This is a genomic window from Streptomyces sp. NPDC028368, assembly GCF_055565615.1.
This window is the reverse complement of the sequence record NZ_JBVHTY010000016.1, coordinates 186020-201761: the sequence shown is the minus strand read 5'-3', so window position 1 is coordinate 201761 and position 15742 is coordinate 186020. Positions and strand designations below refer to the sequence as shown.

14 protein-coding genes are annotated in these 15742 nt (G+C 69.7%); 10 read left to right on the top strand and 4 right to left on the bottom strand.

Annotated features, from left to right (window positions below):
• Nucleotides 1–208: 208 nt before the first annotated feature.
• The 8 genes from ACZ4S3_RS31650 (at nt 209) to ACZ4S3_RS31615 (ending at nt 7648) form a co-directional block, all read left to right on the top strand.
• Nucleotides 209–478, top strand: a complete 270-nt coding sequence (locus ACZ4S3_RS31650) for a hypothetical protein (protein ID WP_467940418.1) — start codon at nt 209–211, stop codon at nt 476–478.
• Nucleotides 475–855: a helix-turn-helix domain-containing protein gene (locus ACZ4S3_RS31645; protein WP_467940415.1), complete on the top strand. Its 381-nt coding sequence runs from the start codon at nt 475–477 to the stop codon at nt 853–855. Before ACZ4S3_RS31650 ends, ACZ4S3_RS31645 begins: the two co-directional genes overlap by 4 nt.
• Nucleotides 856–1026: 171 nt before the next feature.
• Nucleotides 1027–1548, top strand: coding sequence for a 2-oxo-4-hydroxy-4-carboxy-5-ureidoimidazoline decarboxylase (gene uraD, locus ACZ4S3_RS31640; protein WP_467940413.1), 522 nt, complete (start codon nt 1027–1029; stop codon nt 1546–1548).
• On the top strand, nt 1545–1970 hold the full coding sequence (gene uraH / locus ACZ4S3_RS31635; protein WP_467940411.1) for a hydroxyisourate hydrolase: 426 nt from the start codon (nt 1545–1547) through the stop codon (nt 1968–1970). Before uraD ends, uraH begins: the two co-directional genes overlap by 4 nt.
• A 7-nt stretch (nt 1971–1977) precedes the next feature.
• The gene (pucL, locus tag ACZ4S3_RS31630; protein WP_467940409.1) at nt 1978–2901 is read left to right on the top strand and encodes a factor-independent urate hydroxylase; all 924 of its coding nucleotides are present in this window, start codon (nt 1978–1980) and stop codon (nt 2899–2901) included.
• A gap of 82 nt (nt 2902–2983) precedes the next feature.
• The gene (locus ACZ4S3_RS31625) at nt 2984–4387 is read left to right on the top strand and encodes a nucleobase:cation symporter-2 family protein (protein WP_467940406.1); all 1404 of its coding nucleotides are present in this window, start codon (nt 2984–2986) and stop codon (nt 4385–4387) included.
• A gap of 45 nt (nt 4388–4432) precedes the next feature.
• Complete coding sequence (locus ACZ4S3_RS31620; RefSeq protein WP_467940404.1) at nt 4433–5836, top strand: 8-oxoguanine deaminase; 1404 nt, start codon at nt 4433–4435, stop codon at nt 5834–5836.
• 285 nt (nt 5837–6121) lie between these two features.
• The gene (locus tag ACZ4S3_RS31615; protein WP_467940400.1) at nt 6122–7648 is read left to right on the top strand and encodes a nucleobase:cation symporter-2 family protein; all 1527 of its coding nucleotides are present in this window, start codon (nt 6122–6124) and stop codon (nt 7646–7648) included.
• A gap of 109 nt (nt 7649–7757) precedes the next feature.
• Here the strand turns inward: ACZ4S3_RS31615 and ACZ4S3_RS31610 are convergent, their stop codons facing one another.
• Both ACZ4S3_RS31610 and ACZ4S3_RS31605 read right to left on the bottom strand, forming a co-directional pair.
• Nucleotides 7758–8648, bottom strand: coding sequence for a chitosanase (locus ACZ4S3_RS31610; RefSeq protein WP_467940398.1), 891 nt, complete (start codon nt 8646–8648; stop codon nt 7758–7760).
• Between the two features lie 269 nt (nt 8649–8917).
• Complete coding sequence (locus tag ACZ4S3_RS31605) at nt 8918–9472, bottom strand: TetR/AcrR family transcriptional regulator (RefSeq protein WP_467940396.1); 555 nt, start codon at nt 9470–9472, stop codon at nt 8918–8920.
• Between the two features lie 361 nt (nt 9473–9833).
• On the opposite strand from ACZ4S3_RS31605, the gene ACZ4S3_RS31600 reads away from it, so the two are divergent.
• Complete coding sequence (locus ACZ4S3_RS31600; RefSeq protein WP_467940393.1) at nt 9834–11249, top strand: M20/M25/M40 family metallo-hydrolase; 1416 nt, start codon at nt 9834–9836, stop codon at nt 11247–11249.
• Entirely contained in the window at nt 11246–12898 is a 1653-nt protein-coding gene (locus tag ACZ4S3_RS31595) for a YfcC family protein (protein WP_467940390.1), read from the top strand. The genes ACZ4S3_RS31600 and ACZ4S3_RS31595 overlap by 4 nt, the downstream gene beginning before the upstream one ends.
• Nucleotides 12899–13114: 216 nt before the next feature.
• Here the strand turns inward: ACZ4S3_RS31595 and aceB are convergent, their stop codons facing one another.
• Both aceB and ACZ4S3_RS31585 read right to left on the bottom strand, forming a co-directional pair.
• On the bottom strand, nt 13115–14743 hold the full coding sequence (gene aceB, locus ACZ4S3_RS31590; protein WP_467940388.1) for a malate synthase A: 1629 nt from the start codon (nt 14741–14743) through the stop codon (nt 13115–13117).
• Between the two features lie 305 nt (nt 14744–15048).
• Nucleotides 15049–15627 (bottom strand): nucleotidyltransferase family protein, encoded by a 579-nt coding sequence (locus ACZ4S3_RS31585; protein ID WP_467940385.1) that lies wholly within the window; start codon nt 15625–15627, stop codon nt 15049–15051.
• Nucleotides 15628–15742 lie beyond the last annotated feature (115 nt).

The following is a 15742-nucleotide window of genomic DNA, read 5'->3' as shown; positions in this document are numbered from 1 at the left end:
CCGCTCCAGCAACGCGAGCTCGGTGAACAGAATCGACAGATTGACGTTGAAGCGCGTGTCCGTGAAACCCATGAAGGCCGGCGCCCCTTCCGAATTGTGGAACTTAGTTTCTGCGGAACGGAACACTGCCTGCCCGGCTCGGACGCTGTCAAGGGGGGTCCTGGGCAATTTCTGGTGATGGGGGCGAACCGCGCGTAGGTTGAACCGCGTGCGATTGAGAGTGGAGTTCACGACGGAGCCGTTCGACCTGGATGAGGCGCCGCCCCATGCGGTGGTGGCGCGGGACATCGTCACCGGCGCCGAGCTGGACGCCGTGGATGTCGGCCCGTTCGGCAATACGGCCGAGGGCGACGCCGACCGGGTCCTGGGTGCGGTCAACGCCCTGCTGCGTGAATCCCTGGAGGCGGGCGCCACCCGGGTTTCCCTGCAGGTCAATGTGATCGCGGACGCCGAGCCGGACAAGGGGGAGGCGTCATGACGGAGCCCGCCGACCACCCGTTCGTCCAGGCGGTCAAGCCGCTGGTGGACGCGATGGGCGGACAGATGGTCGCGCCCGACCTGGCCCAGGGTGACGATGTCGTCCTGGCCTGGGAGGGGCAGGACCGGGTGGCCGTACGGCTCCCGCATCTGTCGGACTCGCTCGACCACATCCTCGCCGAGCTGCAGCGCCGGCACGGCATGCCGCTGGCGGACCTGGACCGCAAGACCAAACAGTCGGTCGTACGGATACTGGAGGCGCGCGGCGCCTTCTCCGTACGGCACGGCGTGGAGACGGTCGCGGGTGCGCTCGGCGTCAGCCGCTTCACGGTGTACAACTACCTGAACCGGGAGAACGCCGCGAAGGCCGCCGACTGAGGCGATCCGGTCGCAAGCCCCCGCCCCGAACCCGCAGCCGCCGTCCGGAATCACCGGACGGCGGCTTTTGTGTTGCCGAGTTTTCAACAAAGTGTTGACGAGATGTTGCCGGGGGTCTTAGCTGTTTCCAGCCAAGCAGAGCTGTCCAGCACCAGGCCACGGAGGCTTCCCGTGTCTTCGAGTTCGACCCCGGGTCTTTCCCGGCTCAACGCCGCCGACGACAGTACGGCAGCGGCCGCACTGCACGAGGTGTGTGCCAGCCGGGCATGGGGGAGCAAGATTCTCGCCCAGCGCCCGTACGCCACCACCGACGCCCTGTTCACCGCGAGCGACGCCGCCATGGCCGAGCTGACCGCGGAGGACCTGGCCGAGGCGATGGCGGGCCACCCGCCCATCGGCCGGCCGAAGCCCGGCGACCCGACCTCCTCCCGTGAGCAGAGCGGGATGGCCGGCGCCTCCGACGAGCTCAAGGCGGAGATGCTCGAACTGAATCTGTCCTACCAGGAGAAGTTCGGGCATGTCTTCCTGATCTGCGCCTCCGGCCGTACCGGGGAGCAGATGCGCGATGCGGTCCGTAACCGGATCGACAACACGCCGGAACAGGAACGAGAGATCGTTCGTGTCGAGCTCGGCAAGATCAACCGGATTCGCCTCACCCGTCTGACCGAACTTGCAGAAGGAGACGCAGCATGAGCAGCGAGACGGCTGCACCGACGTCGGTGTCCACGCACATCCTGGACACCAGCGTGGGCCGCCCCGCCGAGGGTGTCGCCCTCACGCTCGCGGTGCGCTCCGGAAGCGAGGGTGCCTGGACCGCCCACGGCGCGTCCAGGACCGACGCCGACGGGCGCTGCAAGGACCTGCCGGCGCTGCCGGACGGCACCACGCACGTACGCCTCGACTTCGCGGTCGAGGACTACTTCGCTTCACACGCACACTGCACTCATCACCAGGCAACCCAGCAAGCCGAGGAACAGCAGGACGCCCCCCGCGTAAGGGACAGCGGAGCCTTCTTCCCGGAGGTGGCAATCACCTTTGCCGTCAAGCCGGGCGAGCACTATCACGTACCGCTGCTGCTCAACCCGTTCGGCTACTCCGTATACCGAGGGAGCTAGCACCGACATGCCCACGATTCTCGGCCAGAACCAGTACGGCAAAGCGGAAAACCGCGTCGTCAAGATCACCCGCGACGGCGACACCCACCACATCAAGGACCTGAACGTCTCGGTCGCACTCTCCGGCGACCTGGAAGAGGTCCACCTCTCCGGCTCCAACGCCAACTGCCTGCCGACGGACACGACCAAGAACACCGTGTACGCCTTCGCCAAGGAGTACGGCATCGAGTCGGCCGAGCAGTTCGGCATCCACCTGGCCCGGCACTTCGTCACCAGCCAGGAGCCGATCAAGCAGGCCCGTATCCGCATCGAGGAGTACGCCTGGGAGCGGATCGTCACCTCCGACGCCAACTCCAAGTTCATCGGCTCGGACGACGTCAAGCACTCCTTCGTCCGACAGGGCCAGGAGACCCGGCTGACCGAGATCACCTACGACGGTGAGCAGTGGCAGGTCATCTCCGGCCTGAAGGACCTGGTCGTCATGAACTCCACCAACTCGGAGTTCTGGGGGTACATCAAGGACAAGTACACGACCCTCAAGGAGGCGTACGACCGCATCCTCGCCACGCAGGTAGCCAGCCGCTGGCGGTTCAACTGGACCGACGACGAGCAGCGGATGCCCAACTGGGAGCGTTCGTACGAGCAGGTCAAGAAGCACATGCTGCAGGCCTTCGCGGAGACCTACAGCCTCTCCCTCCAGCAGACCCTGTACCAAATGGGTTCGCGCATCATCAACAACCGTTCCGAGGTCGACGAGATCCGCTTCTCGCTGCCGAACAAGCACCACTTCCTGGTGGATCTGGAGCCGTTCGGGCTGAAGAACGACAACGAGGTCTACTACGCGGCGGACCGCCCGTACGGCCTGATCGAAGCCACTGTTCTGCGCGACGGTGTCGAAGCCCGGATCCCGATGGATCTGACGAACCTCTGACGGCCTCGACGCAACGCCGTGCCTCGTGACCCCTCCCCACCCCGCAACGGGGAGGGGGCGCGAAATCCGAGGGGAACGACCCATGGCACAGCAAGAGCAAGTTGAGCACCACCCCGTCCCACCGGTCCATCCGGTGGACGAAAAGCCGGCGGCCAAGCGCCTCGTCCCTGCAGCGCTCCAGCACATTGCTGCCATGTACGCCGGTGTCGTCACCCCTCCGCTCATCATCGGCCAGGCCGTCGGCCTGGACACCGCCGGCCGCACCCGGCTGATCGCCGCGAGCCTGCTCATCGCCGGACTCGCGACGCTGCTCCAGACACTCGGTATCCGTAAGTTCGCCGGCAACCGCCTGCCGTTCGTCAACGCGGCCAGCTCCGCCGGTATCACCCCGATGCTCGCCATCGCCGAGACCACCGCCAAGGGCCACCAACTCCCCGCGATTTACGGGGCAGTTATGGTCGCCGGGGTGTTCTGCCTCGCGATCGGCCCGTTCTTCGGAAGACTGCTCCGCTTCTTCCCGCCACTGGTCACCGGCGTCGTGATCACCCTCATCGGGGTCACCCTGATGCCCGTACCGGTCGGCTGGGCACAGGGCGGCGACAAGCACGCCGCCGACTTCGGCGACATGAAGAACCTGGCGCTCGCCGGCTTCACCCTCGTGGTGATCCTGCTCATCCAGCGCTTCACCCAGGGCTTCGTCAAGCAGGTCGCGCTGCTGATCGGCCTGGTCGCCGGCACGCTGGCCGCGATCCCCTTCGGGATGGCGAGCGTCGACGGGCTGCGCTCGGCCCCGATCGCCGCACTGCCCACCCCCTTCGCCTTCGGCGCCCCCGAGTTCCAGCCCGCCGCGATCCTCTCGCTGTGCATCGTCATGCTGGTGCTGATGACGGAGTCGTCCGCCGGCATGCTCGCCCTCGGCGAGATCTGCGACCGCAAGACCACCGGCGCCACCATCACCCGCGGACTGCGCACCGACGGCATCGCCACCCTCCTCGGGCCGGTCTTCGGCGGCTTCCCCACCAGCGCCTTCGCGCAGAATGTCGGTGTGGTGTCGCTGACCCGGGTGCGCAGCCGCTATGTCGTCGCCCTCGCCGGCGCCGTGCTCCTGGTCCTCGGCGCCTTCCCCGTCCTGGGCGCCGTGGTCTCCCTGGTGCCGATGCCGGTGCTCGGCGGCGCGGGTATCGTCCTGTTCGGCTCGATCGCGGTCAGCGGTATCCGTACGCTCTCCGAGGCCGGGCTCGACGACAGCTCCAACATCATCCTGGTGGCAGTGTCGCTCGGCGCAGGCATCATCCCGCTCGCCGCGCCGACCTTCTACGCCGACTTCCCCGCCTGGGCACAGACCGTGCTCGGCTCCGGGATCAGCGCCGGAGCTCTGGTAGCGGTCGCGCTCAACCTGTTCTTCCACCATCTCGGCACCCGGAGCAGCACACGGGCGGCGGTACTGTCAGCCGCCTCGCCCGGCTCCGGCACTCAAATCCCGTAGGGCCATGCCGTGCCCAAACCGCCAGTACGGAAAGTAGGAAGCACCATGGCAGCATCGGCATCCCCTGACAGCGCGGTGAAGCAGCGCATCGTCATCGAGAACTGCGCCATCGCGACCGTCGACGCCAACGACACCGAGTACGCCACCGGCCATGTGGTCGTCGCGGACAACATCATCGAGTCGTTGGGCGCGGGCAAGGCCCCCGAGGGGCTGGAGAACGTCGTCCGCCGGGTCGACGCCACGGGACACCTGGTCACCCCCGGCCTGATCAACACCCATCACCACTTCTACCAGTGGATCACCCGGGGCCTGGCCACCGACCACAACCTCTTCAACTGGCTGGTCGCGCTCTACCCGACCTGGGCCCGCATCGACGCCCCGATGCTCGCCGCGGCCACCCAGGGCTCGCTCGGCATGATGGTCAAGGGCGGCGTGACCACCGCCTCCGACCACCACTACGTCTTCCCGCAGGGCTCCGGCGACCTGGTCGGCGCCGAGCTGGCCGCGGCCGCCGAGATCGGCGCCCGGATCACCCTGGCCCGCGGCTCCATGGACCGCAGCGAGAAGGACGGCGGGCTGCCCCCGGACTTCGCCGTCGAGACCACCGAGGGCGCGCTGCTGGGCACCGAAGAGGCCATCGACAAGTACCACGACGCCTCCTTCGGCTCGATGGTGCACATCGCGGCCGCGCCCTGTTCGCCGTTCTCCATCTCCACCGAACTCCTGCGGGAGGGCGCCAACCTGGCCCGCCGTAAGGGCGTGCGGATGCACACCCACGGCTCGGAGACCGTGGAGGAGGAGAAGTTCTGCCACGAGCTGTTCGGCATGGGCCCGACCGACTACTTCGAGTCGACCGGCTGGCTCGGTGACGATGTGTGGATGGCGCACTGCGTCCACATGAACGACTCCGACATCGCCGCCTTCGCCCGTACGAAGACCGGCGTGGCGCACTGCCCCTCGTCCAACGCCCGCCTCGCCGCCGGTATCGCCCGCGTCCCCGACATGCTCGCGGCCGGCGTCCCGGTCGGCCTCGGCGTCGACGGCACCGCCTCCAACGAGTCCGGCGAACTCCACACCGAGCTGCGCAACGCGCTCCTCATCAACCGCCTCGGTGCCCACAAGGAGGCCGCCCTCAACGCCCGCAAGGCGCTGCGGCTCGGCACCTACGGCGGCGCTCAGGTCCTCGGCCGCACCGGCGAGATCGGCTCCCTGGAGGCCGGCAAGCTCGCCGACCTGGTCCTGTGGAAGCTGGACGGCCTCGGCCACTCGTCGATCGCCGACCCGGTCACCGCCCTGGTCTTCGGCGCGGCCGCCCCGGTCACGCTGTCGCTGGTCAACGGCAAGCCGGTCGTCGAGGACAACCACCTCACCAACGTCGACGAGGACGCCATCGCGCGCACCGCACGCGCCGAGGCCCAGCGTCTGGCCCGCATCGCCTCCGAGGGCTGATCCCCTCGGGCGCACCGCACAAGACTCGGCCGGGAGGGACGGCTCCCGGCTGAGCTTGTGGATCCGAGCGGGATCCACAAGCGCCGGACCCCGGGGGTGCGGGATCTCCTCGTACCCCCGGGCCGGTCAACCTCCCCACCTCGTCCACCACGCGCCACAAGCGCACCGCTTTGCCCGCACGCTCACCAGCGCGACTTCTCGCACCACCGCACCACATGGCAAGCCCTCCGTGACAGCCTCGCTTCGCCGGCCGCCGGCGATGCAGAAATCGACAGGAGGCCCGCAGTGGCCGCAATTACCGGGCAGAAGTCGGAGGCGGACCGGAAGCATCCGGTCGATCAGACCCTCCCGCCCTTGAAGATGTTCACCAGCGGCCTCCAGCACGTGGCCGCGATGTACGCGGGCGTGGTGGCCCCGCCGATGATCGTGGGACCCGCCTGCGGGCTGAGCCCCACCGAGACCGCCTTCCTGATGGGCGCCAGCCTCTTCACGGCAGGCATCGCGACGCTCCTCCAGACCCTCGGCTTCTGGAAGGTCGGCGCCAAGCTCCCCTTCGTCAACGGTGTTTCGTTCGCCGGTGTCACACCGATGGTCGCCATCGGCAAGGCCCAGAGCCCCGAGAACGCGCTGCCGATCATCTTCGGCGCGGTGATCGTCGCAGGTGTGCTCGGCTTCGTCCTCGCCCCCTACTTCTCCAAGCTCGTACGCTTCTTTCCCCCGGTCGTCACCGGCACCGTCATCACCCTGATCGGCGTCTCCCTCCTCCCGGTGGCCTTCAACTGGTCCCAGGGGGGTAACGACCGGGCCCCTGACTACGGTTCCCTGACGAACATCGGGATGGCCGCGCTGACGTTCCTGATCGTGCTGGTTCTGCGCAAGGTCCTGCGCGGCTTCCTCCAGCAGATCGCGATCCTCCTCGGCCTGGTCGCCGGCACCCTGATCGCGATACCCGTCGGCATCACCAACTTCTCCGCCATCGCCAATGCGGACATCGTCGGCTTCCCGACGCCCTTCCACTTCGGGGCACCGCAGTTCGACGTCGCCGCAATCGTCTCCATGTGCATCGTGATGCTGGTGTGCATGACCGAGTCGACGGCCGACATGCTTGCCCTCGGCAAGATCGTCGGCCGCCCGGCGGACGAGCGCACCATCGAGGGCGGACTGCGCGCCGACACCCTCGGCAGTGCCATCAGCCCGCTGTTCAACGGCTTCGCCAACAGCGCCTTCGCCCAGAACATCGGCCTGGTCGCGATGACCAAGGTGCGCAGCCGGTTCGTCGTGGCCACCAGTGGCCTCATCCTGATCCTGCTGGGCCTGTCCCCGGTGGCCGCCTCGGTGATCTCGCTGGTCCCACTGCCCGTCCTGGGCGGCGCCGGCATCGTGCTCTTCGGCTCGGTGGCCGCCAGCGGCATCCAGACGCTGGCCTCCGCCGCGATGGAGAAGGGCGAGAACTCCCTGATCGTCGCGGCCGCCGTCGGCATCGGCCTGATCCCGATCGCGGCGCCGGACTTCTACCACAACCTCCCCAAGGACCTGCTGGTCGTCCTGGACTCCGGCATCAGCACCGGCTGCCTGGTGGCCATCGTCCTCAACCTCGCCTTCAACCACTTCGGCAAGGGAGCGGACGGGGAGGATGCGGCCGATACGGCGGACTCGGCAGCCGCGGCAGACTCGGCGGGCCCGGCAGACTCGGCGGGCCCGGCCGAGGCGGCGGATGCCGACGACGGCGGGCCCGGCGAGGTGAGCATCCCGCAGCAGCCCGACCGCCGCGCCAAGGACTCGGGCGACCCGGCGTCGGCCCCCGCGCACTGACCCATGGGCAGCGGATTATCCCTGTACACCCCCGGTCGCCGACAACGGCCCGTAGGGGAGCGGCAACCACCGTTCCCGTACGGGCCGTTGGAGTAGGTGCGGGGCCCGCTCAGTCGATGTGGTAGCTCTCCCCGTACACCTTCCAGTCCAGTGGCGTGTGCAGGTCCAGATTGCCCTTCTTGAGGAACACCCGCTGCGCGGTGTCCACCCGGCTGGTGTCGCTGTGCGCCTCCTCCTGCTTCATCGCCCAGACCCGGGCGTCGAGGAAGGCGTTCAGATAGGTCTTCTCGTCGCCGCCCTGGGCCGGCGGCTTCGCCTTGGCCAGCGCGCGCTTGCGGATGCCGGAGAAGCTGGTCTTGTCGTCGCCGTCGCCGTGCATCACGAACGCGTCGTAATACGCGAACTGGCCGAGCACACCGATCCCGTCGGCCTTGCCCAGCTTGACCGCGGGGTTGAAGTACACCCGGTCGCGCTCATCGTTCTGCGCCTTCTGGAACTCGCTGTCGGTCGCGGCCTTCTTCCAGTCCTTGGTGTAGCCGGGGTCCAGTCCCTCGTGCGAGTCGCTGCCGTCCACCTTGCGCAGCGCGGGCAGGTACTTGGCCAGGACGTTGTCCGGGTTGCGCTTCGTGTAGAGCTCCACCAGCTCCAGCATGTCGTGCGTACCGGAGCAGAAGCCGATGATGCCGCCGGTGTAGCCGCGGCCGTCCCCGATGTCCTCGATGTACTTGTACTGCGCCTTCCAGTCCAGCGAGGAGTTCTCCGCGCTGGAGACCAGCTGCATGGCGATCTCTTTCTTCGCCGGGTCGTCGAGGCCGGCCGCGGCCCGCGGGCCGCGCGGCGAGGTGTGGGCCGCGGCCGGGGCGTGGTGCTCGGCCGGGCCCGCCGCGGTGGCGATGGCGGTGGCCGGTACGGCGAGCAGGGCGAGGCCGAGAGCGACGCGGGTGGCCGCCTTGGGCAGGCCTCTGCCCGGTGATCCGCTGCCTATCGATCGGGTGCGCATGAAGTCCTCCGGTGTGGAGTGGGCCGTGGGGGGCCGTAGGGGGTCCCCAATCGTTAGGAAGCTTTCCTACCAGACTTGGGGAGTGGCGTGAACCCGTCACGCGGGGCCAACAGGTGGCGGTGCGTGAGCGGTTGGGGGCCGGCGCGCAACCGGGCGGCCGGGCGGCCGTCAGCCCGTGGGGAGCCACGGCTGCGCGGCGGCCTCCGCGGGCTTGTCGGTGACCACCGCTCTCCGCGCGCCGGTTGCCCGGTGATGTCGGTCCGAGTGGATCAGCCCAACAGCCCGCCCAGCAGGTCCCGGATGTCCGGCGCCGGGTCGAAGTCGTCGTCGGGGAAGGCGAGTTGATGCAGCACCATGCCGTCGAGGTGGTCCAGCAGGATCCGGCTGTCCCGCTCCGGGGCGCGGGAGCCGAAGCGGCGTACCCATGCCGCGCTCCAGGCGAGGACCGCCTGTCGGCCGCGAGCGAGGGGGGTGCGCAGTTCGGGCCGGGCCGAGGACTCCAGGAAGAGTGCGTAGCGGGCGGCCGTACGGGCGCGCCCCGGGCCGGTGGCGTGCCGGGCGAAGGCGGCCATCGCCTCGGCCAGTTCGCCGTGGTCGGCCGGGTCGGTGCCGGCCGCGAAGGACTCCCATTCGCGCCGCTCCAGGGCCTGGAGGTGGTCGACGATGCCGTCGATCAGGGCCGTGCGGTTGCGGAAGTAGTTGGATGTGGTGCCGGTGGGGACGCCCGCGGCGGTGTCCACGGCCTGATAGGTCAGCCGGCGCGCCCCCTCGGCGCCCAGTACCTCGATCGCCGCGTCCAGTACCTGGTCCCGCCGTCGTGCCACGTCACCCGCTCCTTTTACTACGTTCATAGTGTCCAACCACTACAAGCATAGTAGCGCGAGGTTGTGCTGCCTTCCGTGCTCGCGCGGCCCTCATCGCTCGGGCGGTACTCGTAGGCCGCTCGGTGCGTCGAGTCCGGCGAGCGGGCGGGATGGTCCGGGTGCGCGACGACGCAGCCGCGCGGGGCGCGGTGCCCCGCGCCGTGGGCGCGATCGGCGGCCCGTCCCCGTAGAGGCGGGCGCCCCGCATGCCCCGATAATCGCCAATAGTCACCCGTACGCCCGATATGCTGCACTGATTCTGACGGCACGTCACGAAATCACGGTGTGCGCTGCGAACGGCGCCACGGAGAGGGGATCCGCGGTGAAGCAGGAAGCAGGCGATCCGGACCGGCACGCCCGGAGGTCCCGGAGCGGCGCGGCCGCCCCCGGCCTGGAATCCACGGTCGACGCCCTGATGGACGGGGTCTGCGCCGACCTCAAGCGACTGGCGGCCATCCCGTCCATCGCCTTCCCGGGCTTCTCGCCCGAACCGGTCCTCGAGGCACGCGATCTGGTCGTCGCCCTGCTCAGGGACGTCGGCGTCGCCGACATCGGCGAGCTCAATCTCCCCCGCACCGCCCCCGTCATCACCGCCGCCATCCCACCGCCCACCCCGGACGCCCCCACCGTCCTGCTCTACGCCCACTACGACGTCCAGCCGCCCGGCGACGAACGGCTCTGGGCGTCCCCGCCGTTCGAGCCCACCGACTTCGACGGCGGCATCCGGGCCCGCGGGATCGCCGACGACAAGGCCAACCTGATGGTGCATATCGGCGCGCTGCGGGCGTACGGCGGACGGCCCCCGGTCGGCATCAAGATCGTCTTCGAGGGTCAGGAGGAGTACGGCAGCGCCTTCGACGACTACCCGTCCACCGAACCCGACCTCTTCGACTGTGACGCGATGATCATCGCCGACTGCGGCAACATCCGGCCCGGCACACCCACCCTCACCACCGCACTCCGCGGCTCCGCCGAACTCCTCGTCGAGGCCCGCACCCTGGACACCGCCGTGCACAGCGGCGAGTACGGCGGCGCCGCCCCCGATGCGCTGCTCGTCCTCGTCAAGGCCCTCGCGACCCTGCACGACGTCCACGGCGATGTCGCCGTCGAGGGCCTGCGCCGCGAGCCGTGGGACGGCACGGCCTTCACCGACGACGAATTCCGCGAACTGGCCGGTGTCACCCGCGGCACCCCGCTGCTCGGCTCCGGCGGGCTCGGCGAGCGGCTGTGGAGCGGCCCGGCGCTCACCGTCGTCGGCCTCGACGCGCCGTCCGTCGAACGCGCCGCCGCCGCCGTCGTCCCCCACGCCCGCGCCAAACTCAACCTCCGCGTCCATCCCCGGCAGGACCCCAAAGAAGCGCAGGCCGCCCTCGTACGCCACCTGGAACGGCTGCGCCCCTTCGGCGTCGCCCTGACCGTCACCCCCGGCGACACGGGCCCCGGTTACGAGGCCGCCACAGGCGGGCCCGCCTACCGCGCGGCCGCCGCCGCCCTGCACCGCGCCTGGGGCAGCGACCCCGTCCACGCCGCGAGCGGCGGCTCCATCCCCCTGGTCAACGGCCTGGCCAAGGCCATGCCCCAGGCCGAGATCCTGCTCTTCGGCGCCGAGGACAACGTGTGCAACCTGCACGGCCCCGACGAACGGGTGCTCCTGTCCGAACTCCGCGGCGCCCTCCTCGCCGAGACCGCCTTCCTGGCCGAGTACGCGGCGACCCACCGCGCCGGAGCCCCCGCATGACGGCCTCGCAGCCTCCCGGCTCCGGCCGGCCGCCGACCGAGGCGCAGCCCGCGCAGCCGCCCCCCGAAGGCCAAGGCGAAGGCCCGCCCCACCGGCCCGCCGCCGAAGGCCCGCCCCGAGAGCCGCCCCCGGCCGAAGAGGCGCCCCCAAGTCACCCGCCCCGCCCCCGTTTCACCTTCCCCAGCGCCCTCACCGTCCTAGCCATCGTCACCCTGGCGGTCTGGATCCTGGCCTTCGTCATCCCCTCCGGCACCTACCGCCGCAACGCCACCGGCAGCCCCGTCCAGGGCACCTACCGGCGGCAGCCCTCCGGCCAGAGCTTCCTCGACCGCCTCAATGACCTCTTCCTCTCCCCGGTCAACGGCCTCTACGGCATCAAGGACGCCAAGACCGGTCGGGTCGGCCCCGATCTGGCCGGCGCACTGTACGGCAGCGCCGGCGTCTTCCTCTTCGTCCTCGCCATCGGCGCCTTCATCACCGTGGTCTTCTCCACCGGCGCGCTCGACCGCGGTATCGGCCGCCTCGCCCACCGCCTCCGCGACCGCGGCGCCCTCCTCATCGCCGGCATCATGGCCGTCTTCTCCCTCCTGGGCACCGTGGAAGGCTTCGCCGAGGAGACCCTGGGCTTCTACGGCCTGATCGTCCCCCTCATGATCGCCCTCGGCTTCGACCGCCTGGTGGCCACCGGCACGATCATCCTCGGCGCCGGTATCGGCGTCCTGTGCTCCACCGTCAATCCCTTCGCCACCGGCGTCGCCTCCTCCGCGGCGGAGATCTCCCTCGGCGACGGCATCGCCCTGCGCTTCGCCATGTGGCTCGTCCTCACCGCCGTCACCATCGCCTACGTCATCCGCTACGCCCGCCGGGTACGGGCGGACCCCGACCGCTCCCTCTGCGGCTTCCGCCCCGGCGACCGCGACCACGCCCAGACCACCGCCGAGGCCGAGGAGCCCCCGCCGCTCACCCCCCTCCACAAAACCGTCCTGGTGACCGTCGCCCTGGTCTTCGCCTTCATGATCTTCTCGGTGATCCCCTGGGCCGGCGCCCTCACCGGCAAGGCGGACGCCACGCCCTACGCCTTCGAACTCGGCTGGTCCTTCCCGCAGTTGGCGGCCATGTTCCTGGTGGCCGCCGTACTGGTGGGAGTCATCGCGCGCATGGGTGAACAAAAGCTCAGCTCCACCTTCGTCCAAGGCGCGGCCGACTTCATCTCACCCGCCCTGGTCATCGTGCTGGCCCGCGGCGTCACCGTCATCATGAACAACTCCAAGATCACCGACACCGTCCTGCACTCCATCGAAGGTGCGGTCTCCGGCACCCCGTCTGCCCTCTTCGGCGTCATGGTCTTCGTCGTCAACCTCCCCCTGGCCTTCCTCATCCCCTCCACCTCCGGCCACGCCACCCTGGCCATGCCGATCCTCGCCCCGCTGGCCGACTTCGCCGGCGTCTCCCGCGCCGTGACCGTCACGGCCTGGCAGGCCGCCAGCGGCTGGATGAACCTCTGGGTCCCCACCAGCGCCGTCATCATGGGCGGCATCTCCCTCGCCAAGGTCGGCTACGACACCTACCTCCGCTTCGTGTGGCCCCTCCTCCTCACCCTCACCGTCCTCATCTCCGCCTTCGTCGCCCTCGGCGCGATGGCCACCTAGGCGTACCGGGTTGACCCGTGTGACGGCGGCCGGAGCCGCCTGCCCGGCCCGCCGTCGCGCGAGCAGCTGCCGCACCGGCAACACCTCGTGACTGTTCATGTACTCACCGTACGACCCGCCACTGACAACGCCGCCGCAGCACCCTCACCGCGCATGACGAAGGGCCCGTACGCGGCGCAGTGCGGCGGCGCGTACGGGCCCTTCGGGTGTTGTGGGTCAGCCCAGCAGTTCGTATGCCGGGAGGGTGAGGAAGTCGGCGTAGTCGGCGTCCAGGGAGACCTGGAGCAGCAGGTCGTGGGCCTGCTGCCACTTGCCGGAGGTGAAGGCTTCCTCGCCGACCTCGGTACGGATGGCGGCCAGTTCCTCCGTGGCGACCTTGCGCACCAGGTCGGCCGTCGCCTTCTCGCCGTTCTCGAAGACGACTCCGGCGTCGACCCACTGCCAGATCTGCGAGCGCGAGATCTCGGCGGTGGCGGCGTCCTCCATCAGGCCGAAGATGGCGACGGCGCCCAGGCCGCGCAGCCAGGCCTCGATGTAGCGGGTGCCGACCTGGACGGCGTCCACCAGGCCCTGGTAGGTGGGCTTGGCGTCGAGGGAGTCGATGGCGATGAGGTCGGCGGCCGCGACCGAGACGTCCTCGCGCAGGCGGTCCTTCTGGTTGGGCTTGTCGCCCAGGACCGCGTCGAAGGAGGCGCGGGCGACCGGGACCAGGTCGGGGTGGGCGACCCAGGAGCCGTCGAAACCGTCGCCGGCCTCGCGGTCCTTGTCGTTCTTGACCTTGGTGAGGGCCTTCTCGTTGGCCTCGGGGTCGCGGCGGTTGGGGATGAAGGCCGCCATGCCGCCGATGGCGTGCGCGCCGCGCTTGTGGCAGGTGCGGACGAGGAGTTCGGTGTACGCCCGCATGAACGGGGCGGTCATCGTCACCGCGTTGCGGTCCGGGAGGACGAACTTGGCGCCGCCGTCACGGAAGTTCTTGACGATGGAGAAGAGATAGTCCCAGCGGCCGGCGTTCAGGCCCGAGGCGTGCTCGCGCAGCTCGTAGAGGATCTCCTCCATCTCGTATGCCGCCGTGATCGTCTCGATGAGGACGGTGGCGCGGATGGTGCCCTGGGGGATGCCGACGTACTCCTGGGCGAAGACGAAGATGTCGTTCCAGAGGCGGGCCTCGAGGTGCGACTCGGTCTTCGGCAGGTAGAAGTACGGGCCCTTGCCGAGGTCGAGGAGGCGCTGGGCGTTGTGGAAGAAGTACAGGCCGAAGTCGACCAGGGCGCCGGGGACCGGGCGGCCCTCGAACTGGAGGTGCCGCTCCTCCAGGTGCCAGCCGCGCGGGCGCATCACGACGGTCGCGAGCTCCTCGGCGGACTTGAGGGCGTAGGACTTACCGGACCTGGCGTCGGTGAAGTCGATCCGGCGCTCGTAGGCGTCGATCAGGTTGAGCTGGCCGGTGACCACGTTCTCCCAGGTCGGCGCGGAGGCGTCCTCGAAGTCCGCGAGCCAGACCTTGGCGCCGGAGTTGAGCGCGTTGATGGTCATCTTGCGGTCGGTGGGACCGGTGATCTCCACCCGGCGGTCGTTGAGCGCGGCCGGTGCCTCGGCGACCTTCCAGCTGTCGTCCGCCCGGATGTGCGCGGTCTCGGGGAGGAAGTCCAGCGTGCTGGTGCGGGCGATCTCGGCGCGGCGCTCGGCGCGGCGGGCGAGGAGTTCGTCGCGGCGCGGGGTGAACCGCCGGTGAAGTTCGGCGACGAAGGCGAGTGCGGCGTCGGTGAGGACCTCGCCCTGCCGTGCAGGGGTGTTGCCGGGGTCGACTTCGACGATGGCCAGCGGGGACGGCGCTGGTGCGGACATGAGCTGTCACTCCATTCAGCGGCGGTGCCTGGCGGCCGCCGGGGCGCCTGTGCGGCACGGGGTGCCGCGGGCTCCGAGATACGGTCGCGGGCGCCGTCTGGATTCAGGGCGCTTCTGACCAGTGGAGAGTAGTTTCCTTATCGCGGAACTTCAATGGTTTGTTGATGTCGAGATTCTCTGAGTCGACAGAAGTGGAGATCGAATGGCTCTCAGTGCCATCGGACAGTGCCGGTGGGATCACTCTCGATGACTCTCTCCCGCGCCCCGGTGTGCGAGGCCGCGTCCCAGGTCGCGCCCCTGTTCGGTCACTCCAGCCGTCGCAGGTCCCCCGGGGTGTCGATGTCGTATGCCTCGGCCACATCCGAGCATTCGATGAGCTTGATCACATCGGCGTGTTGCCGGAGGTAGCTGCGCGCCCCCTGGTCGCCTTCGGCGCTCGCCGCGATGTCCGCCCACCGGTCGGCGCCGAACAGCACCGGATGGCCGCGCCGGCCCCCGTACGCCGCGGACGCCAGCGAGGCGCCACCCTCGTACGCGGCCGCCACCCGCGCCACCGCCGCGGCGCCGATGCCCGGCTGGTCCACGAGGGACACCACGACCGCGTCCGCCCCGGAGTCGGCCAGCGCCGCCAGGCCCACACGCAGCGAAGAGCCCATCCCCTGAGACCAGTTGGGGTTCTCGGAGGTGGTGTACGCGGCGAGGTCGGCGCGCTCGCGTACGGTGTCGGCGGCCGCACCCAGCACGATGTGCACCGGGTCGCAGCCGCCATCCCGCAGCACCCGCGCGGCGTGCTCGACCAGGGGCCGCCCCCGGTGGTCGAGCAGGGCCTTGGGGCGCCCGCCCAGGCGCCGCCCGCCGCCTGCGGCGAGCAGCAGTCCGGCCACTCGCCCTGGCGGTGTCTGCGGCGCTCGTGATGTTGCTGTTGATGGTGATGTTGCCCGAGAGGTTGATGCCATGAGGAGTGCTTACCTCATGGCGGCAGGGCGTGCGATGCCATGT

Coding starts and splice junctions, on each gene's coding strand:
- ACZ4S3_RS31645 (WP_467940415.1), top strand. CDS start 475: ATGACGGAGCCCGCCGACCACCCGTTCGTCCAGGCGGTCAAGCCGCTG.
- uraH (WP_467940411.1), top strand. CDS start 1,545: ATGAGCAGCGAGACGGCTGCACCGACGTCGGTGTCCACGCACATCCTG.
- pucL (WP_467940409.1), top strand. CDS start 1,978: ATGCCCACGATTCTCGGCCAGAACCAGTACGGCAAAGCGGAAAACCGC.
- ACZ4S3_RS31625 (WP_467940406.1), top strand. CDS start 2,984: ATGGCACAGCAAGAGCAAGTTGAGCACCACCCCGTCCCACCGGTCCAT.
- ACZ4S3_RS31620 (WP_467940404.1), top strand. CDS start 4,433: ATGGCAGCATCGGCATCCCCTGACAGCGCGGTGAAGCAGCGCATCGTC.
- ACZ4S3_RS31610 (WP_467940398.1), bottom strand. CDS start 8,648: ATGCGCACCCGATCGATAGGCAGCGGATCACCGGGCAGAGGCCTGCCC.
- ACZ4S3_RS31595 (WP_467940390.1), top strand. CDS start 11,246: ATGACGGCCTCGCAGCCTCCCGGCTCCGGCCGGCCGCCGACCGAGGCG.
- aceB (WP_467940388.1), bottom strand. CDS start 14,743: ATGTCCGCACCAGCGCCGTCCCCGCTGGCCATCGTCGAAGTCGACCCC.